Origin of the sequence: Pseudomonas sp. 22490, from assembly GCF_052044465.1 — a bacterium.
Taxonomy (GTDB): Bacteria; Pseudomonadota; Gammaproteobacteria; order Pseudomonadales; family Pseudomonadaceae; genus Pseudomonas; species Pseudomonas aeruginosa.
On the sequence record NZ_JBQENS010000032.1, the window covers coordinates 1 to 18811 of the forward strand.

Annotated in this window: 16 protein-coding genes, 1 pseudogene and 1 riboswitch; of the genes and pseudogenes, 9 read left to right on the top strand and 8 right to left on the bottom strand. The window is 66.5% G+C overall.

Annotated features, from left to right (window positions below; all coding sequences use genetic code 11):
* Positions 1 to 3705 (bottom strand): annotated as a pseudogene (gene cdrA, locus ACTJJX_RS27660) (two-partner secretion system adhesin CdrA); the annotation flags it as partial.
* Between the two features lie 320 nt (positions 3706 to 4025).
* On the opposite strand from cdrA, the gene ACTJJX_RS27665 reads away from it, so the two are divergent.
* From ACTJJX_RS27665 to ACTJJX_RS27685, 5 genes are all read left to right on the top strand, one after another.
* Positions 4026 to 4997 (top strand): 2-hydroxyacid dehydrogenase, encoded by a 972-nt coding sequence (locus tag ACTJJX_RS27665; protein ID WP_016852142.1) that lies wholly within the window; start codon positions 4026 to 4028, stop codon positions 4995 to 4997.
* 109 nt (positions 4998 to 5106) lie between these two features.
* Positions 5107 to 6105 (top strand): class I SAM-dependent methyltransferase, encoded by a 999-nt coding sequence (locus ACTJJX_RS27670; RefSeq protein ID WP_003135073.1) that lies wholly within the window; start codon positions 5107 to 5109, stop codon positions 6103 to 6105.
* Positions 6106 to 6199: 94 nt separating this feature from the next.
* The gene (locus ACTJJX_RS27675) at positions 6200 to 7651 is read left to right on the top strand and encodes an amino acid permease (protein ID WP_440782042.1); all 1452 of its coding nucleotides are present in this window, start codon (positions 6200 to 6202) and stop codon (positions 7649 to 7651) included.
* A 138-nt stretch (positions 7652 to 7789) separates the two neighbouring features.
* Positions 7790 to 7914, top strand: a riboswitch (yybP-ykoY riboswitch).
* Positions 7915 to 8003: 89 nt separating this feature from the next.
* Positions 8004 to 8582: a TMEM165/GDT1 family protein gene (locus ACTJJX_RS27680; RefSeq protein ID WP_003094926.1), complete on the top strand. Its 579-nt coding sequence runs from the start codon at positions 8004 to 8006 to the stop codon at positions 8580 to 8582.
* A 116-nt stretch (positions 8583 to 8698) separates the two neighbouring features.
* Positions 8699 to 9142, top strand: a complete 444-nt coding sequence (locus tag ACTJJX_RS27685; RefSeq protein WP_003099368.1) for a nuclear transport factor 2 family protein — start codon at positions 8699 to 8701, stop codon at positions 9140 to 9142.
* Positions 9143 to 9151: 9 nt separating this feature from the next.
* Here ACTJJX_RS27685 and ACTJJX_RS27690 read toward each other — a convergent pair whose 3' ends face one another.
* Together ACTJJX_RS27690 and ACTJJX_RS27695 are read right to left on the bottom strand one after the other, a co-directional pair.
* Positions 9152 to 10177, bottom strand: coding sequence for an NAD-dependent epimerase/dehydratase family protein (locus ACTJJX_RS27690; RefSeq protein ID WP_003121034.1), 1026 nt, complete (start codon positions 10175 to 10177; stop codon positions 9152 to 9154).
* A gap of 143 nt (positions 10178 to 10320) precedes the next feature.
* Complete coding sequence (locus ACTJJX_RS27695; protein WP_003099360.1) at positions 10321 to 11142, bottom strand: M48 family metallopeptidase; 822 nt, start codon at positions 11140 to 11142, stop codon at positions 10321 to 10323.
* A gap of 162 nt (positions 11143 to 11304) precedes the next feature.
* On the opposite strand from ACTJJX_RS27695, the gene ACTJJX_RS27700 reads away from it, so the two are divergent.
* On the top strand, positions 11305 to 13443 hold the full coding sequence (locus ACTJJX_RS27700; protein ID WP_003099358.1) for a methyl-accepting chemotaxis protein: 2139 nt from the start codon (positions 11305 to 11307) through the stop codon (positions 13441 to 13443).
* Positions 13444 to 13445: 2 nt separating this feature from the next.
* Here ACTJJX_RS27700 and ACTJJX_RS27705 read toward each other — a convergent pair whose 3' ends face one another.
* Entirely contained in the window at positions 13446 to 14060 is a 615-nt protein-coding gene (locus tag ACTJJX_RS27705; RefSeq protein WP_003114707.1) for an SOS response-associated peptidase, read from the bottom strand.
* A gap of 424 nt (positions 14061 to 14484) precedes the next feature.
* Between ACTJJX_RS27705 and ACTJJX_RS27710 the strand changes: the two genes are divergently transcribed.
* Positions 14485 to 15189 carry an MgtC/SapB family protein gene (locus ACTJJX_RS27710; protein ID WP_003094941.1) on the top strand — a complete coding sequence of 235 codons (705 nt, stop codon included), beginning with the start codon at positions 14485 to 14487 and terminating at the stop codon, positions 15187 to 15189.
* Positions 15190 to 15201: 12 nt separating this feature from the next.
* Here the strand turns inward: ACTJJX_RS27710 and ACTJJX_RS27715 are convergent, their stop codons facing one another.
* Complete coding sequence (locus ACTJJX_RS27715; RefSeq protein WP_003094943.1) at positions 15202 to 15465, bottom strand: putative signal transducing protein; 264 nt, start codon at positions 15463 to 15465, stop codon at positions 15202 to 15204.
* Positions 15465 to 15647, bottom strand: a complete 183-nt coding sequence (locus ACTJJX_RS27720; RefSeq protein ID WP_003094945.1) for a CPXCG motif-containing cysteine-rich protein — start codon at positions 15645 to 15647, stop codon at positions 15465 to 15467. Before ACTJJX_RS27720 ends, ACTJJX_RS27715 begins: the two co-directional genes overlap by 1 nt.
* 97 nt (positions 15648 to 15744) lie before the next feature.
* On the opposite strand from ACTJJX_RS27720, the gene ACTJJX_RS27725 reads away from it, so the two are divergent.
* Complete coding sequence (locus ACTJJX_RS27725; RefSeq protein ID WP_003099351.1) at positions 15745 to 16905, top strand: 1-acyl-sn-glycerol-3-phosphate acyltransferase; 1161 nt, start codon at positions 15745 to 15747, stop codon at positions 16903 to 16905.
* A gap of 120 nt (positions 16906 to 17025) precedes the next feature.
* Here the strand turns inward: ACTJJX_RS27725 and ACTJJX_RS27730 are convergent, their stop codons facing one another.
* Complete coding sequence (locus tag ACTJJX_RS27730; RefSeq protein ID WP_003114705.1) at positions 17026 to 17304, bottom strand: hypothetical protein; 279 nt, start codon at positions 17302 to 17304, stop codon at positions 17026 to 17028.
* Positions 17305 to 17587: 283 nt separating this feature from the next.
* On the opposite strand from ACTJJX_RS27730, the gene ACTJJX_RS27735 reads away from it, so the two are divergent.
* A complete protein-coding gene (locus ACTJJX_RS27735; protein WP_003094951.1) occupies positions 17588 to 17794 on the top strand; it encodes a hypothetical protein in 207 nt (68 codons plus the stop codon).
* 57 nt (positions 17795 to 17851) lie between these two features.
* Here ACTJJX_RS27735 and ACTJJX_RS27740 read toward each other — a convergent pair whose 3' ends face one another.
* Positions 17852 to 18439, bottom strand: a complete 588-nt coding sequence (locus ACTJJX_RS27740) for a YajG family lipoprotein (protein ID WP_003094953.1) — start codon at positions 18437 to 18439, stop codon at positions 17852 to 17854.
* Positions 18440 to 18811 lie beyond the last annotated feature (372 nt).

Sequence of the window (18811 nt, forward strand, 5' to 3'; positions counted from 1 at the left end):
CAGCAGCGCCTTGGTGATGGTCAGGTTATTGCCCTGGTAGCTCAGGTCGTAGTTCGCGCTGAGCAGGCCCAGTCCACCCTGGTTGATGCCGTACACGCCGACATTCTCGCCAGCCACGCGGCTCAGGCTGCCGCCGTTGAGCACGGCACCGGCGGTGTCGCCGTTCTTCAGCCCGGACACCTGGTAGGTCAGTGCCGGATCGGCATCGCCATAGACCTTGGTCTTGGCATCGGCGATCACATTCAGCAGCGCCTTGGTGATGGTCAGGTTATTGCCCTGGTAGCTCAGGTCGTAGTTCGCGCTGACCAGACCCAGGCCGCCCTGGTTGATGCCATACACACCCACGTTCTCGCCAGCCACGCGACTCAGGCTGCCGCCGTTAAGCACCGCGCCAGCGGTATCGCCGTTCTTCAGGCCACTGACTTGGTAGGTCAGGCTCGGATCGGCATCGCCATAGACCTTGGTCTTGGCATCGGCGATCACATTCAGCAGTGCCTTGGTGATGGTCAGGTTATTGCCCTGGTAGTTCAGGGTGTAATTGCTGCTGACCAGGCCCAGTCCACCCTGGTTGATGCCGTACACGCCGACGTTCTCGCCAGCCACGCGGCTCAGGCTGCCGCCGTTGAGCACGGCACCGGCGGTATCGCCGCGCTTGAGACCGGAGACCTGGTAGGTCAGCGCCGGATCCAGGTCGCCGTAGACCTTGGTCTTGGCATCGGCGATCACGTTCAGTTGTGCCGGGGTGATGCGCAGGTCGTTGCCGACGTAGCTGAGGGTGTAATTGGCCGTGTTGAGGCCCAGCCCGCCCTGGAGTATCCCGTAGTTGCCGACGTTCTCCCCGGCCACCCGGCCGAGGTTGCCGCTCAGCACGCCAGCGGCGGTATCGCTGTTCTTCAGGCCACTGACCTGGTAGGTAAGGGTCGGATCGGCGTCGCCATAGACCTTGGTCTTGGCGTCGGCGCTGACAATCAATTGCGCCGGCGTGACGGTCAGCTTGCCGTCCTGGCGCACCAGTTGGTAACGCTGGCTGAAATACTCGCTGCCATTGGCGTTACCGGTGATCGCGTACTGCCCGACGTTCGACGCCTGGGTCGCCGTGGTGCTGGCGGTCGCCTGGTAGAGGTCGTTGAACTGGCTGTTGACGTAGGCGTCGATGGCGTTGATGCCGGACATCGTGGCCGTCAGAGTCGGATTCACATCACCGTAGACGCGGGTAGCGTCATTGGCGGTCAGGGTGGCGGTCTGCTGGCGGGAAAGGATGTCGCCGGCAGTGGTGGTGGTCTTGAACATCTCCACCTGGGCGCGCTCGGCGAAGCTGTTGAACGCTCCCTCGCGCATGAACAGGTCCAGGCGGGTATCGACGCGGCTGGTCTTGCCGCCGAGGCCGAAGATCAGTTCCTCGGTCAGGCCGGTGCCGACGTCGTACTGCAGCTCGTCGGTCACGCCGATCACGCCGCCGAAGCCCTTGACGCCCCAACTGGTGCCCCAGTTTCCGGTCCAGGTGGTGACGCTGCCGTTGCCGGCGGCGACGGTGAACCCGCTGGGCGCACCGCCGTTCGGGGTGGCGGTGACGTTGCTGCCGTTGACCTGGTAGCGCAGGTTGGTCACCAGGTAGTCCGACGAGTCGTTGGTCGGGAAACTGGCGGAACCGCTGACCCGCCGATAGGGCAGCGCGGTGAACACCAGGCGGTCGAACTCGCTGTTGCCGTCGGCAGTCAGCGTGTAGTTGCCGGTGGTGCCAACGCTGTTGGCCTCGAGAATCCGCGTACCGACGCTGGAGACGATGTTCTGCGCGGTGCCGGTCATGCTCTGGTTGATGAACGGATCGAACACCGTGCCGCTCGTGGTCACGCCGGTGGCGTTGCTCTGCCGGTACTTGAGCGTACCGTTGAAGGTCTGCAGCGCCAGGTTGCCGGCGTAGTTGTCCCAGGAAGCCAGGTCGATGCTACCGGCACGGCCGGCGAGGTTGGCGGCGATCAGCGCGGTACCGGCCTGCTGGCTGATCTTGCCGGCGGTGCTGGTCTGCATCCACAGGGTGCCGCTGCCCAGGTCGACGATGCCGCTGGTCTGCGGCGTGCCGCCGCTGAGGAAGCTGATGTTGCCGCCGGCGCGGATTGCCAGGCTGCCGTTGCGGAACAGGATCGGCGCAGAGATATCCACCGCACCGGCAGGTCCGGTGGCGATCAGCTCCAGGCCGCGACTGGCGCCGCCCAGGTTGCTGGTGATCAGCGGCGCTTCCACCGACAGCCGGTCGCTGGCGCTGAGGGTCACCTTGCCGCCTGCCAGCGCCCCGGTAACCACCGAGGCATTCACCGTCGCGTCGCCGCTGGCGCCGTTGGCGCCCCCCACCGAACCTGAGGTGCCGCCGGAGGCGACGATGCGCAGGGTGGTCGGGTCGAGCAGCCAGGTGCCACCGTTGCCGTAGGGTGCGGCGACGCTGACGTAGGCGCTGTCGGCGATGCTCAGGTTGACCTTGCCGGAGGTCTCCACCAGGCCGCCGTTGCCGCCCTGGGCGCCGCCGCGCGCGAGGATCCGCCCGTCCATGCGGGTATTGCCGTCGGACCAGACCACCGCCAGGCCGCCATTGCCCTTGCCGGTAGCCGAGACGTCGATGCTGGCGCCCTTGGCCAGCGTAGCGTTCTTCGCTCGTGGCAGCTCGCCGCGGCCCTGGAAGTCGCCGCCGATGCGCACGCTGCCGCCCTGTGCGGCGCCGCGGGCGTCGATGCTAGCGGTGCTCGCCAGGGCCACCTGCTGCCCGCTGACCAGCACGTCGCCGCCGCTCTTCGGACCGCTGACGTCGATCTTGCCGGCGACCTGGATGTCCCCGGACTTGCTTACCAGCGCCACGCTGCCCTCGCGCACCTCGGTACCGCGGGCGAGGATCACGCCGGACAGGTTGACCGCGTTGTCGACCACCCGGGAAGCCTGCTCGGCGGTGATCAGCACGCTACCGCCGTCGGCCTGGATCGCGCCGCCGTTGCTGACCAGCGCCTGGGCATCCTGCGGCTTGCGGGTAACCGGGTCGGTCACGGCGATGGACACCAGGCCATCGCCGTAGAGGTCGATGGTCGCGGCGTTGCCGGCGGCCATCGCCACGGTGCCGAGACGGGCGTTGATCACGCCGTTGTTGGCCAGGGACGGCGCGACGAAGGCCGCCAGGCCTTTCTCCGCGACGCTGATGCTGCCGTCGTTGACGATCCGCGCGTCGGGGTTTCCGGGCTGGTCGAAGATCAGCTTGCCCTGGCGGAAGTGTTCGTCGCTGATGTTCGCCGTGGTGGTGATCAGGGAGCCCACGTCGACCTTGGCCGAGCCGCTGAATACCACGCCGTTGGAGTTGTAGATGATCACCTGGCCGGGCGCGGAGATGCGCCCGGCGATCACACTTTCCTGGCCTGCGGTGACCCGGTTCAGGGTCGACGAGGTCACGCCGGGCTGGTTGAAGCGCACCGCCTCGTCGGCGGAGACGTCGAAGCCCTTCCAGTTGATGATCGCGCGCTGGGTGCTCTGGTCGATCAGCGTGGTCTTGCCCTGCTGGCTGATCTTGATCTCGTTGGGGTTGAACTGGGCACCGGTAGGTGCCGCCATGGCCGCGTTGATGCTGGCGATGGCGAACATGAGGGTGCTGCTGGCGGCAAGGACGAAACGCCCTTCCCTACCAGCTTTCGAAGAGGTGCGCTTGCCGCGCTGGCTATCCGGACGGACCATGAAAATCTCCCTATCTGCGTGGCGCACGTCAGTTTTCCAGCACTGCATTTCGTCAGTTAAATGACGAAAATCTGAGAAGCAATTCACATTGCGCCTTGTGTGCCAAAAAAATGCCTTTCAGATCAAAAATTGTCCACTTGAAAGGGCGACCGTTCGTCGGAGTGACTCAAAAATGACACTACAGAGGTTAAATATGTAATACCGTCAAAAAACCGACAATACTTTCGGGATAATCACTGTCAAGAAAACCGGAAGACCTCCCTGGCACGCGGGTTTGCTAGGCTAGGCAGCCCCCGTCCGCTGCCGCCAAGGAACCGTCCATGAGCCATGCCCTGCGCGCCGTTTTCCTCGACCATGCCTCCCTCGACCTCGGCGATCTGGACATGCGCCCCCTGCACGCCGCCTTCGACGAGCTGCAACTGCATGCCGCCAGCCAACCGCAGGAAGTCGCCGCGCGGCTGCACGGTGCGCGGGTCGCGATCAGCAACAAGGCGCCGATCGACGCGCAATGCATCACCGCCTGCCCAGAGCTGGAACTGATCCTGGTCAGCGCTACCGGCACCAACAACATCGATCTCGCTGCCGCTCGCGAGCGCGGTATCGTCGTCGCCAACTGCCATGGCTACGGCACGCCCTCGGTAGCCCAGCACACCCTCGCGCTGCTACTGGCCCTGGCTACGCGCCTGCCGGACTACCAGCAGGCGGTACGCAGCGGCCGCTGGCAGCAATCCAGCCAGTTCTGCCTGCTGGACTTCCCCATCGTCGAACTGGAAGGCAAGACCCTCGGCCTGCTCGGCCATGGCGAACTGGGCGGGGCGGTGGCGCGGCTGGCGGAGGCGTTCGGCATGCGCGTGCTGCTCGGTCAGTTGCCAGGACGGCCCGCCCGGGCGGACCGCCTGCCGCTTGGCGAACTCCTGCCACGGGTCGACGCCCTGACCCTGCACTGCCCGCTGACCGAGGACACCCGCGGGATGCTCGGCGCCGCCGAACTGGCGCTGATGAAGCCTGGCGCCTTCCTGGTCAATACCGCCCGTGGCGGCCTGGTCGACGAACAGGCGCTGGCCGACGCCCTGCGCGGCGGCCACCTGGGCGGCGCCGCCACCGACGTGCTCAGCGTCGAGCCGCCGAGAAACGGCAATCCGCTGCTGGCCCCCGACATCCCGCGCCTGATCGTCACCCCCCATAACGCCTGGGGCAGTCGCGAGGCGCGGCAGCGCATCGTCGGCCAACTGGCGGAAAACGCAGAGGCATGGAAGGCCGGGCGCGCCCTGCGGGTAGTCAACGCCGGCTGATACGGCGCTGCGGGCACCGCGCACGGATGAACGGCGATCCTCGCCGACAATCCATGCGGGTATGCCAGGCCCAAGCCTGTTAAGATTTCCCATTTTTTCCGGAGCCCGCATGGACCCTCGCAGTGAAGTGCTGCTGCGCCAGCGCCACCTCTTCGCGACCCCGCTGCTGCTGGCCGGCCTGCCCGCCGACGACCTGCTCGCCGAGCTACCGCAGGCCCAGGGCTGGAGCTGGCACGCCGGCGAGCAGGCGCAGTTGGACGCCCGCTTCCCCGGCCGTAGCCGTTTCGACACGCGCGCGCCGACTGGCGCCTGGACTTCGGCCGTTCTGTTCCTGCCCAAGTCCCGCGAACTGACCGACTACCTGCTGGCCAGCCTGGCCGCCCGCCTGCCCGGCGGCGAACTCTTCCTGGTCGGCGAAAAGCGCGGCGGGATCGAGCGCGCGAGCAAGCAGTTGGCCGCCTACGGCAAGCCCCGCAAACTGGATAGCGCGCGGCATTGCCAGCTCTGGCAGGTGCGTATCGAACAGGCGCCGGCCGAGCCCGACCTGCACGCCCTGGCCCAGCGCTACAGCCTGCCGCTGGCCGATGGCGAGCTGCAGGTGGTGAGCCTGCCGGGGGTGTTCAGCCATGGCCGCCTGGATCGCGGCAGCGCGCTGCTGCTGGGGCAACTGCAAGCCCTGCCCGGCGGCCATCTGCTGGACTTCGGCTGCGGTGCCGGCGTACTCGGGGCGGCTCTCAAGCGTCGCTACCCCGCCAGTCGCCTGACTCTGCTCGACGTCGACGCCTTCGCTGTCGAGAGCAGCCGACTGACCCTCGCCGCCAACGGCCTGGACGGCGAAGTGATCGCCGCCGACGGCATCGACGGCGCGCCGCGCGAACTCGCCGCGATCGTCAGCAATCCGCCCTTCCACCAGGGCGTGCACACCGACTACCAGGCCTCCGAGCGCCTGCTGCAACGCGCCGCCGAGCACCTGGCGCCGGGCGGCGAACTGCGCCTGGTCGCCAACAGCTTCCTGAAGTACCCGCCGTTGATCGAACGCCACCTCGGCCCCTGCCGGACACTCGCCGAAGGCGACGGTTTCCGCATCTACTCCGCCCGTCGCTCCTGATTTCTGCCTGGAACCCTGTGAATGAAGCTTTTCCTCTCCCTGCCCGCACGCCCGCAGCCAGACCCTTCCGTGGCCACCCGCCGGGAGGCCGCCGATGACTGACCTGAACGCCAGCCAGGGCCAGCAATTGCGGCGGGTGCTCAAGCCGCGCCACCTGAACATGATCGCCATCGGCGGCTCCATCGGCACCGGGCTGTTCGTCGCCTCCGGGGCCACCGTGGCCNGCGGTGCGCTGCTTTCCTACGCACTGATCGGGCTGATGGTGTACTTCCTCATGACCAGTCTCGGCGAGATGGCCGCCTACATGCCCGTTTCCGGCTCGTTCTGCACCTATGGCAGCCGGTTCGTCGAAGATGGCTTCGGTTTCGCCCTCGGCTGGAACTACTGGTACAACTGGGCGGTGACCATCGCCGCGGAGCTGGTGGCAGCGCAACTGGTGATGAGTTTCTGGTTCCCCGAGGTGCCGGGCATCTACTGGAGCGCGATCTTCCTGGGCATCATGTTCGGCCTCAACGTGATTTCCGCGCGCGGCTTCGGCGAGAGCGAATTCTGGTTCGCCCTGATCAAGGTAGTCACGGTGGTGATCTTCATCGGCGTCGGCCTGGCGACCATCTTCGGCATCATGCATGGCGTGGAGTCGCCCGGCTTCAGCAACTTCACCATGGGCGACGCGCCCTTCGTCGGCGGCTTCCAGGCGATGGTCGGGGTGGCGATGATCGCCGGCTTCTCGTTTCAGGGCACCGAACTGATCGGCATCGCCGCCGGTGAATCGGAAAATCCGCGGAAGAACATCCCGATCGCCATTCGCCAGGTGTTCTGGCGCATCCTGATGTTCTACATCCTGGCGATCTTCGTGATCGGCATGCTGATTCCCTACACCGACCCGAACCTGCTGAAGAACGATGCCAGCGACATCAGCGTGTCGCCCTTCACCCTGCTCTTCGAGCGCGCCGGCTTCGCCGCGGCGGCCGGGGTGATGAACGCAGTGATCCTCTCGGCGATCCTCTCCGCCGGCAACTCCGGCATGTACGCCTCGACCCGGATGCTCTACAACCTCGCCCTCGAGGGCAAGGCACCGCGCCTGTTCTCCCGCGTCTCGCGCAGCGGCGTGCCACGCAACGCGCTGTACGCCACTACCCTGGTCGGCGCCCTGTGCTTCCTCACTTCGGCCTTCGGCGACAGCACCGTCTACACATGGCTGCTGAACACCTCGGGCATGTGCGGCTTCATCGCCTGGCTGGGCATCGCCATCTCCCACTATCGCTTCCGCAAGGGTTACCTGGCCCAGGGCGGCCGCCTGGAAGACCTGCCCTACCGGGCCAAGCTGTTCCCCTTCGGGCCGCTGTTCGCCTTCGCCCTGTGCATGGTCATCACCCTCGGGCAGAACTACCAGGCGCTGGTGGGCGAACGCATCGACTGGATCGGCCTCCTCGCCACCTATATCAGCCTGCCGCTGTTCCTGGCGATCTGGCTGGGATACCGCTGGAAGAAGCGCGCACGCTTCGTTCGCTACCACGAAATGGACGTCAGCCCGACCAATACCTGACTCACCCTGCCGCCCAGCGATTCCTCGCGGATCGCTGCGGATGCCGGCACGTTTCCTTGCGATCAGGCTCCCTCGCCGCCCTCCCGGACGAAAGTTTCCGTCCCGGGCTTGCCCAAGCCGCCCGGCTTGGGCAGAATGCGCCCCGTCCTAGGGGAGTAGTCTCCCGCGAGCGCCGCACCGGCCTCGCCCGGCACGCGTCAACACACTTGGTCCGCAGACCATGGCGCGCGCGACCCAAGCCTGCCCAGACAGGCCAAGGGTTTGACAAGACCTATGACACGCACGATCTGACCCGGGGCGGGCAGATGGCGCGTGTCATGGTGATTGGTCGACCCGCCCCTTAGGAAGCCTGATGGAATCGCTGTTCGTCCCTACCCTCATCGTTGCCCTCGCGGAAATCGGCGACAAGACCCAGTTGCTGGCACTCCTGCTCGCGGCGCGTTTCCGCAAGCCGTGGCCGATCATCGCCGGCATCGTCGCCGCCACCCTGGCCAACCATTTCGCTGCCGGCGCGGTGGGCGCCTGGGTCGCCAGCTTCTTCTCGGAAGCCACCCTCAGTTGGATCCTCGCCGCCTCCTTCATCGCCGTCGCCCTGTGGACGCTGGTACCGGACAAGCTCGACGACGAAGAGTCCGGACTGAAGAAATACGGCCCCTTCCTCACCACCCTGATCGCGTTCTTCCTCGCCGAGATGGGCGACAAGACCCAGGTCGCCACGGTCATGCTGGCCGCCCAGTATCCGCATTTCTGGCTGGTGGTGATCGGCACCACCCTGGGCATGCTGATCGCCAACGTACCGGTGGTACTGATCGGCAACCTGGCCGCCGACAAGCTGCCGCTGACCCTGATCCGCCGCCTGGCCGCGGCCGCCTTCGCCGCACTTGGCCTGTACGCCGCCTGGCACGCCGCGCAATTGACCGGCTGGCTCTGAAGGACTGCGCCGCCGGGCCCGGGATGGCTGGGCGGCCAATGCAAAATGCATGGGAACGGCTACAGTTCAGGCAGGCACCGGATGCCTGCCCCACCACTCGCCCTCGAGAGCCGGAGATGCCCTCACACGACCTGAAACGACTCGCCCGCCATCACATCGAGCTGTCCTGGAACAAGGGCCGCATGGCGTTGGTGGAGCAGTTGCACAGCAAGGATTTCCTCTACAAAAGCTCGTTCATCGGCCGTCCCCTGGATACCGCCGGCTATATCCGCCTGCTGCAGGACATCCGCACGGCGATGCCGGACCTGGAGGTCGTGGTCGAAGACTGCATCGGCGAGGAACGCAAGGTGTTCACCTGGAGCACGCTGATCGGCACCATCGTCCGGCCGACCCTGGGCTATCCGGCCAGCGACAAGGTGCTGAGCATTTCCGCGATGGGCTTCTGGGTGTTCAACCCGCAGGGCCAGTTGCAGGAGCTGTGCACCATGTTCGACATGGAGAGCTTTCGCGCCCAGCTGGGACTGCAGACCCGACCCTTCGCGGAAAAAGCGCTGCCCTAGCCAACCGTCCTAGGCATTGAAATAGCCGTTGTCGCGGAACCAGTCGATGGCGCGCAGCAGGGTGTCGTCGAGGGCGGTGGTGGAGAAGAAGCCGAGTTCCTCGCGGGCCTTGCGTCCATCGAGGAACTGCCCGCCAGCCATCACCTCGATGGCGGTTTCGTCGAGCAGCGGCAACTGGCCGCTGACCCGGTAGCGCAAGCGGCCCAGGGTGGCCAGCGCGCGAGCCATGGCCATCGACATCGGCTGCGGCGCAGGCTGGCCGAGCAGCTCGGCGATGCGCCGGGTCAGGTCGGCCATTTCCAGGTTGTGCCCGGTCAGCAGGTAGCGCTCGCCGATACGCCCGCGCTCAAGGGCCATCAGCAGTCCGCGCCCGGCTTCGGCGGCATCGATGACGTTACGCTGGCCGGCGACGTAGTGGGTCATCTCGCCATTGCCGATGGCGGTGATCACGCGCCCGGTAGTCGGGCCGATGTCCAGTTCGCCGAGTACCATGCCGGGAATCCCGATCACCACCGGCAGGCCGTTGCGCGCCTGCTCCCGGGCCTGCTCGTCGAGCGCCCATTTGCACAGCACGTAGGAACTCTTGCCGCTCGGCAGGCTGTCGTAGAACAACCCCTCGTGGCCCGGTAGTCCCTGGGGATGGCGGGGCATGGCATATGCCGAACCGACATAGAGGATGCGCGGCACCCTGGCCTGCAGGCAGGCGGCATAGAACGGGTTGGTCTGGCCCAGCGCGCTGGCCACTTCCTCCTGCCAGCGGCGCGGCCGCGAAGGATAGTAGCCGGCGCTGAAGATCACCCCGTCGAGGCCGCGCAGGGCGCGTTCCAGGCCGGCGTGGTCGAGCATCTCGGCGACCCGGCACTCGGGCTCCAGATAGGCGAGACGCTGGATCTGCGAAGAAGGACGGTGGATCAGCACCAGATCGTGACCGGCGGCCCTGATGGCGCGCGCGGCGTGATGTCCCAGCAGGCCGGTGGCTCCGAGTACGGCGTATTTCACATGAGCTCCAGGGCGTGAGAGTGGCTGTTCGTCCACGGGTCCCGCAAGCGGGTCGGCCAGCAGTCTAGGCCGAACACCGGCGAGATACCAAACAGCAGGTTACGGAAATACACAACAGGCGTTTCCGATGGTAAGCCTGTCGGCGCGCCGGCCGCCCCCCGCGACCGCGCGCCCTGGCCTCACTTGCCGCGCCTGGCCTGCTGGTACAGCGGCATCACCTTGGGAATCGCGGCCTGGAGATTGGCCATCCGCGAACTGTCGGAGGGGTGGGTGCTGGTGAACTCGGGCTGGCTGGCGCCGCCGCTGGCCCTGCCCATCTTCTGCCAGAGGGTGATCGCCGCTTCCGGGTTGTAGCCGGCGCGGGCGGCCAGCTCGAGACCGATCAGGTCGGCTTCGTTCTCGTTGGCACGACTGTTGGGCAGGGTCATCAGGTAGTCGACGCCGGTATTGGCCAGCTGCAGGCTTTCCTGGCCGAGGCCGGCCAGGGCGCCGATCTGGCTGGCCACCTGCACGCCGTAGGCCTTGGACATGGCCTCGCGCCCATGCTCGCGCAGGGCGTGGGCGATCTCGTGGCCCATCACCGCGGCTATCTCGTCGTCGGTGAGCTTCAGCTTGTCGATCAGCCCGGTGTAGAAAATGATCTTGCCGCCGGGACCGCAGTTGGCGTTGAGCTCGTCGCTCTTCACCACATTGACTTCCCAGTTCCAGCCGGTGGCGTCCGGGCGGAAGGCGGCGGTCTGCGGGATCAGCCGCTGGGCGATCGCCTTGACTCGCCGCGCGTCGGCGCTGCTGGTATCGAGCACGCCGGCGCTTTTCGCCTCGCCGAGAGTCTTCTGGTACGACTGGGCGTACATCTGGTCGACTTCCTGGCTGGACAACATGCTGAACATGTATTGCTTGCGGTCGACGCCGACGGCGCCGCCACTGGTGGTGTTCACTGCCTGGCAACCGGCGAGCAGCAGCGCGCCGGCGAGGGTGGCGAATCGGAAGGGATGAGCCATGGTCCTTTGTTCTCCTCTGAAGGCCGAGCGCATGGTAGGCCGCGCCTCGAACGCCGGCAACAGCCGTTGGCGAGGAAATCTCCGACGGCCGATTAAGGATTTGCCGTCCTCCTGCCGATAAGCTCCTCAGAGACAATTCCAACAAGGGTCAGAAGTCCCATCATGAAGCTCAAGTCGATCCAGTTTTCTGTCGCCGCCCTCGCCGGCGCCAGCGTTCTAAGCGTCGTCGTGGTGCTGGTGCTGTACGCCCTGTTCGCCGGCGCGCGAACGCAGGAGCTGGTGCAGCAACGCACCCAGGGCCTGCTGGAGAAGGTCATCAACGAGCGCCTGGTGGCCCTGGCCCGCGCCCAGGTCAGCCAGATCCAGCGCGAGCTGGAGTATCCGCTGACGGTGGTCCACGGCCTGGCCAACAGCACCCGCCTGCTCGGCGAGCCGGGCGCCGACGGCATGCCGCAGCTGAACGCCAGCCGCGACGAAATCTCCGCGCTGCTGCGCAGCACCGTGCAGAACAACCCCAAGCTGCTCGACACCTTCATGGCCTGGGAACCCAATGCCTTCGATACCGATGCCGCCTTCGCCGGGCAACCCGGCAAGGGCTACGGCCCGGACGGCCGCTACCTGCCCTGGTGGTATCGCGGCGCCGACGGCAAGCCGATCGTGGAGGCCATGGCCGACAGCATCGATAGCGAAAAGCTGCTGCCCACCGGGGTGCGCGAGAACGAGTTCTATGCCTGTCCGAAAGAGAACAAGCGTCCCTGCATCATCGACCCGGCCCCTTACGAAATGGGCGGCAAGACCGTGATGATGTCGTCCTTCAACGTGCCGATCATGGTCGGTGACCAGTTCCGCGGCGCAGTCGGTGCCGACCTCTCGCTGGCCTTCATCCAGGACCTGCTCAAGCGCGCCGACCAGCAGCTCTACGATGGCGCCGGGGAAATGGCGCTGATCGCCAGCAACGGCCGCCTGGTGGCCTACACCCGCGACGACAGCAAGCTCGGCGAGCCCGCCGGCAGCGTCCTCGACGGCAACGAAGTGGACAACCTGAAAAACCTCACGGTCGACCAGCCGCTCTACGACATCGACGCCGAGCACGGCCACATCGAGCTGTTCCTGCCTTTCACCATCGCCGACAGCGGCGTGCGCTGGACCCTCATGCTGCAGATTCCCCAGGCGGCGGTATTCGGCGAACTGCAGCAACTCCAGGGCGAGCTGAGCGACCAGCGCCAGCAGGATATCCTCGGCATGAGCCTGGCCGGCCTGGTGGTAGCGGCCCTCGGCCTGCTGGTGGTCTGGCTGGTCGGCTACGGCATCGCCCGGCCGCTGCGCCAATTGGTCGGCATGCTCGACGACATCGCCCAGGGCGAAGGCGACCTCACCCGCCGCCTGAGCAGCGAGCGCGCCGACGAGCTGGGCTCCATCGCCAAGGGCTTCAATACCTTCCTTGGCAAACTGCAGAACATGATCGGCCAGGTGGTGCAATCGGTGCAGAAGGTCAGCGACTCCTCGGAGCACACCGCCGACATCGCCATCCGCACCAACCAGGGCGTGCAGCAGCAACTGGCGGAGATCGAACTGGTGGCCACCGCGGTCCACGAGATGACCGCCACCGCCCAGGACGTGGCGCGCAACGCCACCCACGCCGCCGAGGCAGCCAACCACGCGGACCAGGCCGCGCACCAGGGCAAGCAGATCGTCGAAAGCAGCTCGGCGGCGATCCAGGCCCTGGCCAGCGAGATTGGCCGCGCGGTCGGAGTGGTGCAGAACCTGGCCAAGGACAGCGAAAACATCAACGCGATCCTGGTGGCGATCCGCGGTATCGCCGAGCAGACCAACCTGCTCGCCCTCAACGCCGCCATCGAGGCCGCCCGCGCCGGCGAGCAGGGTCGCGGTTTCGCGGTGGTGGCCGACGAGGTACGCAACCTGGCGCAGAAGACCCAGCAGGCCACCGAAGAAATCCAGAGCATGATCCAGCAGTTGCAGCAGGGCACCCGCGACGTGGTGAAGGTCATGCAGGACAGCCAGGAGCGCACCGACGACAGCGTGCGCCATGCGCGCCAGGCGGCCGAGGCGCTGGAGTCGATCACCCAGGCGGTATCGGTGATCAACGACATGAACACCCAGATCGCCAGCGCCGCCGAGGAGCAGAGCGCGGTGGCCGAGGACATCAACCGCAACGTCGCCAACATCGGCCAGGTCGCCAACCAGGTGGCCGGCGGCGCCGACGAGGCCTCACAGGCCAGCGCCGAGCTGACCCGCCTGGCCGAGCAGCAGCGGCGCCTGGTGAATCAGTTCAGGGTCTAGCGTCAGGCCGGGGTCAGGCACTCCGGCCCGTCGGTTTCAGGCTTGTTGACGAAGCCGGCCAGGGCCACGCTGCGCAGGTTCGGCTGGGGCTTGGCGAGCAGGCTTATCAGCGCCGGCAGCGGCGTGTCCGGAGCCAGCCAGGTATCCTGCTCGGCCTCGTCGAGCAGCAGCGGCCGGCGGAACTCGGCGGCCGCCTGGGATACCTGGGCCACGCTGAGCCAGGTTTGTCCATGCACCGGATAGGCCTCCCAGATGCCGGCGAAGAACAACAGGCGCTCGCCGGTGGAGACCCAGTACGGACGCTTACGCACCCCACGCCATTCATAGAAGCCGTTGGCCGGCAGCAGGCAGCGGCGCTGCTGGAACGCCTCGCGGAACATCGGTTGCTCGGCGAGGGTTTCCGCCCGTGCGTGGCTGGGCGTACGCGACAGGTCGGTGAGCCAGGCCGGGGTCAGCCCCCAGCGCGCCAGGTCGGCGCGGCGCGCACCGGCGTCCTCGCGAACCATCAGCACCTGGTTCGCCGGAGAAATGTTCCACTGCGCCCGCCAATCCGCCGGAAAGCCCGGCAGGGCCGCCAGCGACGGATTCCAGCGGAACAGGGCGTAACGACCACTCATGCTTGGCACTGCCTGGTGAGGGAAAGCCGCACAGTGTAACCCGAAGCGCCACACTGGCCTTGCCGAACGCAAGCTGAATGAAACCCAATCTTAACTTGACGCGCCTATCCTCCAGGCTTAAGGTGCCGCCCGCATTCTGTAACCCACACAGGAGTCCTGCATTGGACAACAGCCCTAGTCGATTGCGACAGGTCCATCCGGCGAGCTAGTCCAGCAGAACCCTCTGCCACTGCCTCGCCGAACATGGCGGACAGTGGCGATCCGCATCCCGTCCGGGATGACGCATCCCCATTTTCCCTTCGTGTCCCTTCCCTCGCGCCAACGCGCAGCGGGAAGCCGCGGTCCTGCGCAATCCATCGTCCCTTATCCGCGCGGACCGTCGGCCCGCGCCAGCTCCGGCCGTCGGCCGGCAACGAGGTGAAACATGGATTGGAAAGTATTTCTCCTGCGCGTCGCGGTCGCGCTGGTCCTGGGCGCCCTGATCGGCGCCGAACGCCAGCTGCGCCAACGCCTCACCGGCCTGCGCACCAACGCGCTGGTCAGCACTGGCGCCTGCCTGTTCGTGCTGATGACCCAGGGCGTGCCCGGCCTGGCCGGCGACGCTTCACGGATCGCCGCCTATGTAGTCTCCGGGATCGGCTTCCTCGGCGGCGGCGTGATCATGCGCGACGGCCTCAACGTGCGCGGCCTGAACACCGCAGCCACCCTCTGGTGCACCGCCGCCATCGGCGTCCTGTGCAGCATGGGCCTGCTGCTGGAGGCCACGCTCGGCAGCCTGGTGGTGCTCTGCGCCAACATCCTGTTGCGCGACATCGCCCAACGCCTGAACCGCCAGGACGTGTTGCCGGCCAGCGAGGCCGAGCAACGCTACGAAGTGCAGATCGTCTGCCGCGCCGAGGACGAGATCCAGGTTCGCAGCCTGATGCTGCACAGCCTCGGCAGCAGCGACCTGCGCCTGCAATCGCTGCACAGCGAGGATCTGGACAACCCGGCCAAGCTGGAAGTCCGCGCCGAACTGCTCGGCACCCCCGAAGCTCCGGCGCAGCTGGAACGCCTGGTCAGCCGGGTCAGCCTGGAGAAGGGCGTCAGCTCGGTGCGCTGGCAGGTCTTCGAACTGGCGGCCGACTGAGCGGCGGCCGCCTCAACACAACAGGCTGCCGGGGCCGCAGGGCTCCGGCGGCTCCTCGGCCAACGGGGCGGCGGCGTTGTAGGCGAGGATCAGTTCTCGCGCCCGCTCCGTCTGCTCGTCCGCCACCAACAACGCCAGCAGTCCGCCAGGCGGCAGTTCGCCGATGGCGCCGACCAGGTGGCGGCCGCTGACATGGGCGGCGATCCCTTCGCTGGCGAGCATTCCCACCAGCATCTCGGCCTCCAGCAGGTCGGCCGGCTCATATACGCGCTGCATCAGTCATCCTCCCGGCGGACGTTCAGTGACCAGTCCTGCCCATCGGTGCGCAGGTCGAACAGGATCGGCCGGCAGCACACCGGGCAGTCTTCGTAGTACTGCTGGTCGCCGGCGCTCAGGTCGAGCAGCGCCTCGGCCGGTTCCCCGCAGTAAGGGCAGCTATAGGCCTGGCTTTCGAGCATCGCTGCACCCCCTATGAGTTCCGTTTATAATCGCGCGGTTCAATTTTCGGCCACCCCCTTGGGCGGCCTTCGCAGCATCCATATGGAACCAGAAAGCATGATGGGCGAGTTCGAAGCCATCCGACCCTACAGTGACGCCGAAGTCCCCGCGGTATTGCAACGCCTCCTGAGCGACGACGCCTTCCTCGGCGCCCTGGTCCGCTACCGCTTCCCGCGCCTGGCCGGTCCCCTCGGTTGGCTACTCAAACCTCTTATAGCCCATCGCCTGGCCCGCGAGGTCACCGGCATCCGCAGCGTCGCCACGCTGCAGGACAAGTTCGAGCCCTACGTCGACCACACCATCGAGAAGGCCACCGATGGCGTCACTTACTCCGGGGTCAATCGCCTCAAGCCAGGCTGCGCCTACCTGTTCATCGCCAACCACCGCGATATCGTGATGGACCCGGCCTTCGTCAACTACGCCGTGTACCACGCCGGCCTGCCGACCCCGCGCATCGCCATCGGCGACAACCTGCTGCAGAAATCCTTCGTCAGCGACCTGATGCGCCTGAACAAGAGCTTCATCGTGCACCGTTCGCTGAGCGGCCGGCGCGAGAAGCTCGCCGCCTACCAGACGCTCTCCGCCTACATCAACCACTCGATCCGCGAGGACCGCCAGTCGGTGTGGATCGCCCAGGCCGAAGGGCGGGCCAAGGACGGCGACGACCGTACCGACTCGGCGATACTCAAGATGTTCCACATGAGCCGCAAGGACGAACCCTTCGCCGAAATGGTGCGCGCCCTGCATTTCATCCCGGTGTCGATCAGCTACGAATACGACCCCTGCGACCTGGCCAAGGCCCGCGAGTTGCACACCCGCGCCAGCACCGGCGAGTACCGCAAGGCGCCGGGCGAGGACGATGCCAGCATCGCCCTGGGCATCACCGGCTACAAGGGCCGCGTGCACATCAACTTCGGTGCCGAGCTGGAGGGCGAGTTCAGCGACGCCAAGCAGCTGGCCGCCGAACTGGACCGGCAGATCCTCGGCAACTACCGTCTGTTCCCGGTGCACTACCTGGCCTACGAGATGAGCGAGAACCGCGACCCGGGCCTCGCCGTCCCCACGGCCGAGAGCCTGTTCGGCAGCGAGGAGCTGGAGAAGGCGCGCAAGGAATGGAACCGCCGCCTGGAGCAATGCCCGGCCGAGCAGCGCCCCTGGCTGGTGCTGCAATACGCCAACCCGGTGCTCAACCAATACCGGATCAAGCAGCAATCCTGAAGACGAAAGCCCGGCGCCGCCGGGCTTCTCCATCGGGCAACGGCTTCGAACCCGCAGGCGATGGACGGATAACCGCGATACGCTTATCCGCGTGCGGTTCGGCTCGCCGAGGCAGGGCTCTCAGAGCCGCGTGCTGGCCCAGCTGACCAGCAGCGCCAGGCCCAGGCAGGCGGTGCCGAATCGGTAGAAGAACAGGTTGATCCGCAGGGTCGCCTCGTCCATCGGCAATGCCGCCTCCCCCGCCTCGCCCTCCGCGGCCCAGCGCGCCAGGGCGCGACGCTCGCGTGCGCGGGTGGCCAGCAGCAGCCAGGCGCCGGCGACACCGAAGAACAGCGCAAGGCCGTTCACGGCCTGCGCGGGATGGGCGAGGAACAGCGCCCACAAGGCTTGCAAGGACATCGATAACCTCCGCAACAGGACCACACGCCGGGGCTACCGAATAACGCCTTGGGTGAGCTGATGACAGGACGGACCGTCGGGGACGGCGGGGAAGGACTGGTCGAATTCTATCCAGAATGCATGAGCGACGGCCAGCGGCACCCGGGTTGTCGCGACGAAGCGCAGCGGTTAGCAGCAATCCGTCTAAAAAAGGCGCGGCCTCGCCAGAATGACCGACTAGTCTGAAAGTGCTTTGCCGGTCACAGAACCCCACCCAGGCAAACGACAACACAGGAGAGTCGTCATGCTGGAAACCGCACCCCACGAACATAACTATCTGATCGACCACCTGGACGAGATCGAGGCCGTGATCGTCGATCTTTCCTTCAATGTCCAGGACGACCGCTGGCTGGTGTACTGCACCGCCTGCGGCCATGAACACCTCGACCTGCCTGAGACCGACGAACGCATCAGCATCGGCGAGCCGGACCCGTTCCACCAGGCCGCCTGAGTTTCCCGAGCGCATGAAAAAGCCCGGCATCCGCCGGGCTTTCTCGTTACCGCCGGCTCATTGCTGGCCGAGGGTCTGAGCGATGGTCGGGTCCTTGAACACGCGGGTCAGGGCGTCGCTGAGCACCTCGCTGACCAGCTTGCTGTTGGTCGCCTGGTTCGGCGCCATGCCGAAGCGCTGGTTCAGGGAGGCGCCATAGCGACCGGTGTAGCGCCGGCTGCTGTTCTGCACGTCGGCGCGGAAGGTCGCGGTAATGTCGGCCTGGGTGACGTAGACGCCGTCCTTCGGCGACTGGTACTTCAGCTCGGCCAGGGTCAGGGTCAGTTGCGGCGCGTTGTAGGCGTTGGCCGAAGGCGTGTAGCCGAGCAGGCGCACGGCCGTCTCGGCCTGGGCCTGGAGCTTGGGCACCACGTCCTCGCTACGGACGGTCAGGGTGCTGGTATCGGCGTAGAGGCCGCCGCGAGTGCCCAGGGACGGGCCGGGACGGCCATCGACCACCTTGACCACCACCGGCTGGCCATGGCCGACTGCGGTCAACGGTCCTTTAAGGACCGGTTGCGGGTCCAGTTGTTGCGGGCTCAGGGCGCAGCCGCCGAGAACCAGGGCGCTTGCGGTCATCAGGCTGAGCAACAGGCGATGCAGCATGCTCATCTCTCCATGGGTTGGGCACGAATGGCCGGCAGTATAACGGCGCCGCGAAAGCACCGCAGCATTGCCTTGGACGTTCGCCACGGGGCGCGGTTCCTCGCCTGTGGCAGGTGGCGCAGGGCACGCATGCCCGGCGTTTGGCAGATACGGCGCGGCGGATTGTCCCAGGGGGCTTTCGCCGGCGGGCACTTCGTGACCGGGAATGGGAAAAAAGTCTAAGGAGCGGGGTATTTTTTGATTTTCACCGTTATAATCGCCCCCCGATTATAAGGACGCCTCCTGATCGGGTTCCGGCCCCCGCGCCATCCCCCCACAGAGAGCCGCCAGTAGAGCGCTGCCCCATGAGGCAGACGCCCTGAAACGCCTGTA

Bases quoted from the DNA above. Each gene is read 5' to 3' on its own strand.
- ACTJJX_RS27665 (WP_016852142.1), top strand. From the start codon at position 4,026: ATGAGCCATGCCCTGCGCGCCGTTTTCCTCGACCATGCCTCCCTCGAC.
- ACTJJX_RS27670 (WP_003135073.1), top strand. From the start codon at position 5,107: ATGGACCCTCGCAGTGAAGTGCTGCTGCGCCAGCGCCACCTCTTCGCG.
- ACTJJX_RS27680 (WP_003094926.1), top strand. From the start codon at position 8,004: ATGGAATCGCTGTTCGTCCCTACCCTCATCGTTGCCCTCGCGGAAATC.
- ACTJJX_RS27685 (WP_003099368.1), top strand. From the start codon at position 8,699: ATGCCCTCACACGACCTGAAACGACTCGCCCGCCATCACATCGAGCTG.
- ACTJJX_RS27695 (WP_003099360.1), bottom strand. From the start codon at position 11,142: ATGGCTCATCCCTTCCGATTCGCCACCCTCGCCGGCGCGCTGCTGCTC.
- ACTJJX_RS27700 (WP_003099358.1), top strand. From the start codon at position 11,305: ATGAAGCTCAAGTCGATCCAGTTTTCTGTCGCCGCCCTCGCCGGCGCC.
- ACTJJX_RS27705 (WP_003114707.1), bottom strand. From the start codon at position 14,060: ATGAGTGGTCGTTACGCCCTGTTCCGCTGGAATCCGTCGCTGGCGGCC.
- ACTJJX_RS27710 (WP_003094941.1), top strand. From the start codon at position 14,485: ATGGATTGGAAAGTATTTCTCCTGCGCGTCGCGGTCGCGCTGGTCCTG.
- ACTJJX_RS27715 (WP_003094943.1), bottom strand. From the start codon at position 15,465: ATGCAGCGCGTATATGAGCCGGCCGACCTGCTGGAGGCCGAGATGCTG.
- ACTJJX_RS27720 (WP_003094945.1), bottom strand. From the start codon at position 15,647: ATGCTCGAAAGCCAGGCCTATAGCTGCCCTTACTGCGGGGAACCGGCC.
- ACTJJX_RS27725 (WP_003099351.1), top strand. From the start codon at position 15,745: ATGATGGGCGAGTTCGAAGCCATCCGACCCTACAGTGACGCCGAAGTC.
- ACTJJX_RS27730 (WP_003114705.1), bottom strand. From the start codon at position 17,304: ATGTCCTTGCAAGCCTTGTGGGCGCTGTTCCTCGCCCATCCCGCGCAG.
- ACTJJX_RS27735 (WP_003094951.1), top strand. From the start codon at position 17,588: ATGCTGGAAACCGCACCCCACGAACATAACTATCTGATCGACCACCTG.
- ACTJJX_RS27740 (WP_003094953.1), bottom strand. From the start codon at position 18,439: ATGCTGCATCGCCTGTTGCTCAGCCTGATGACCGCAAGCGCCCTGGTT.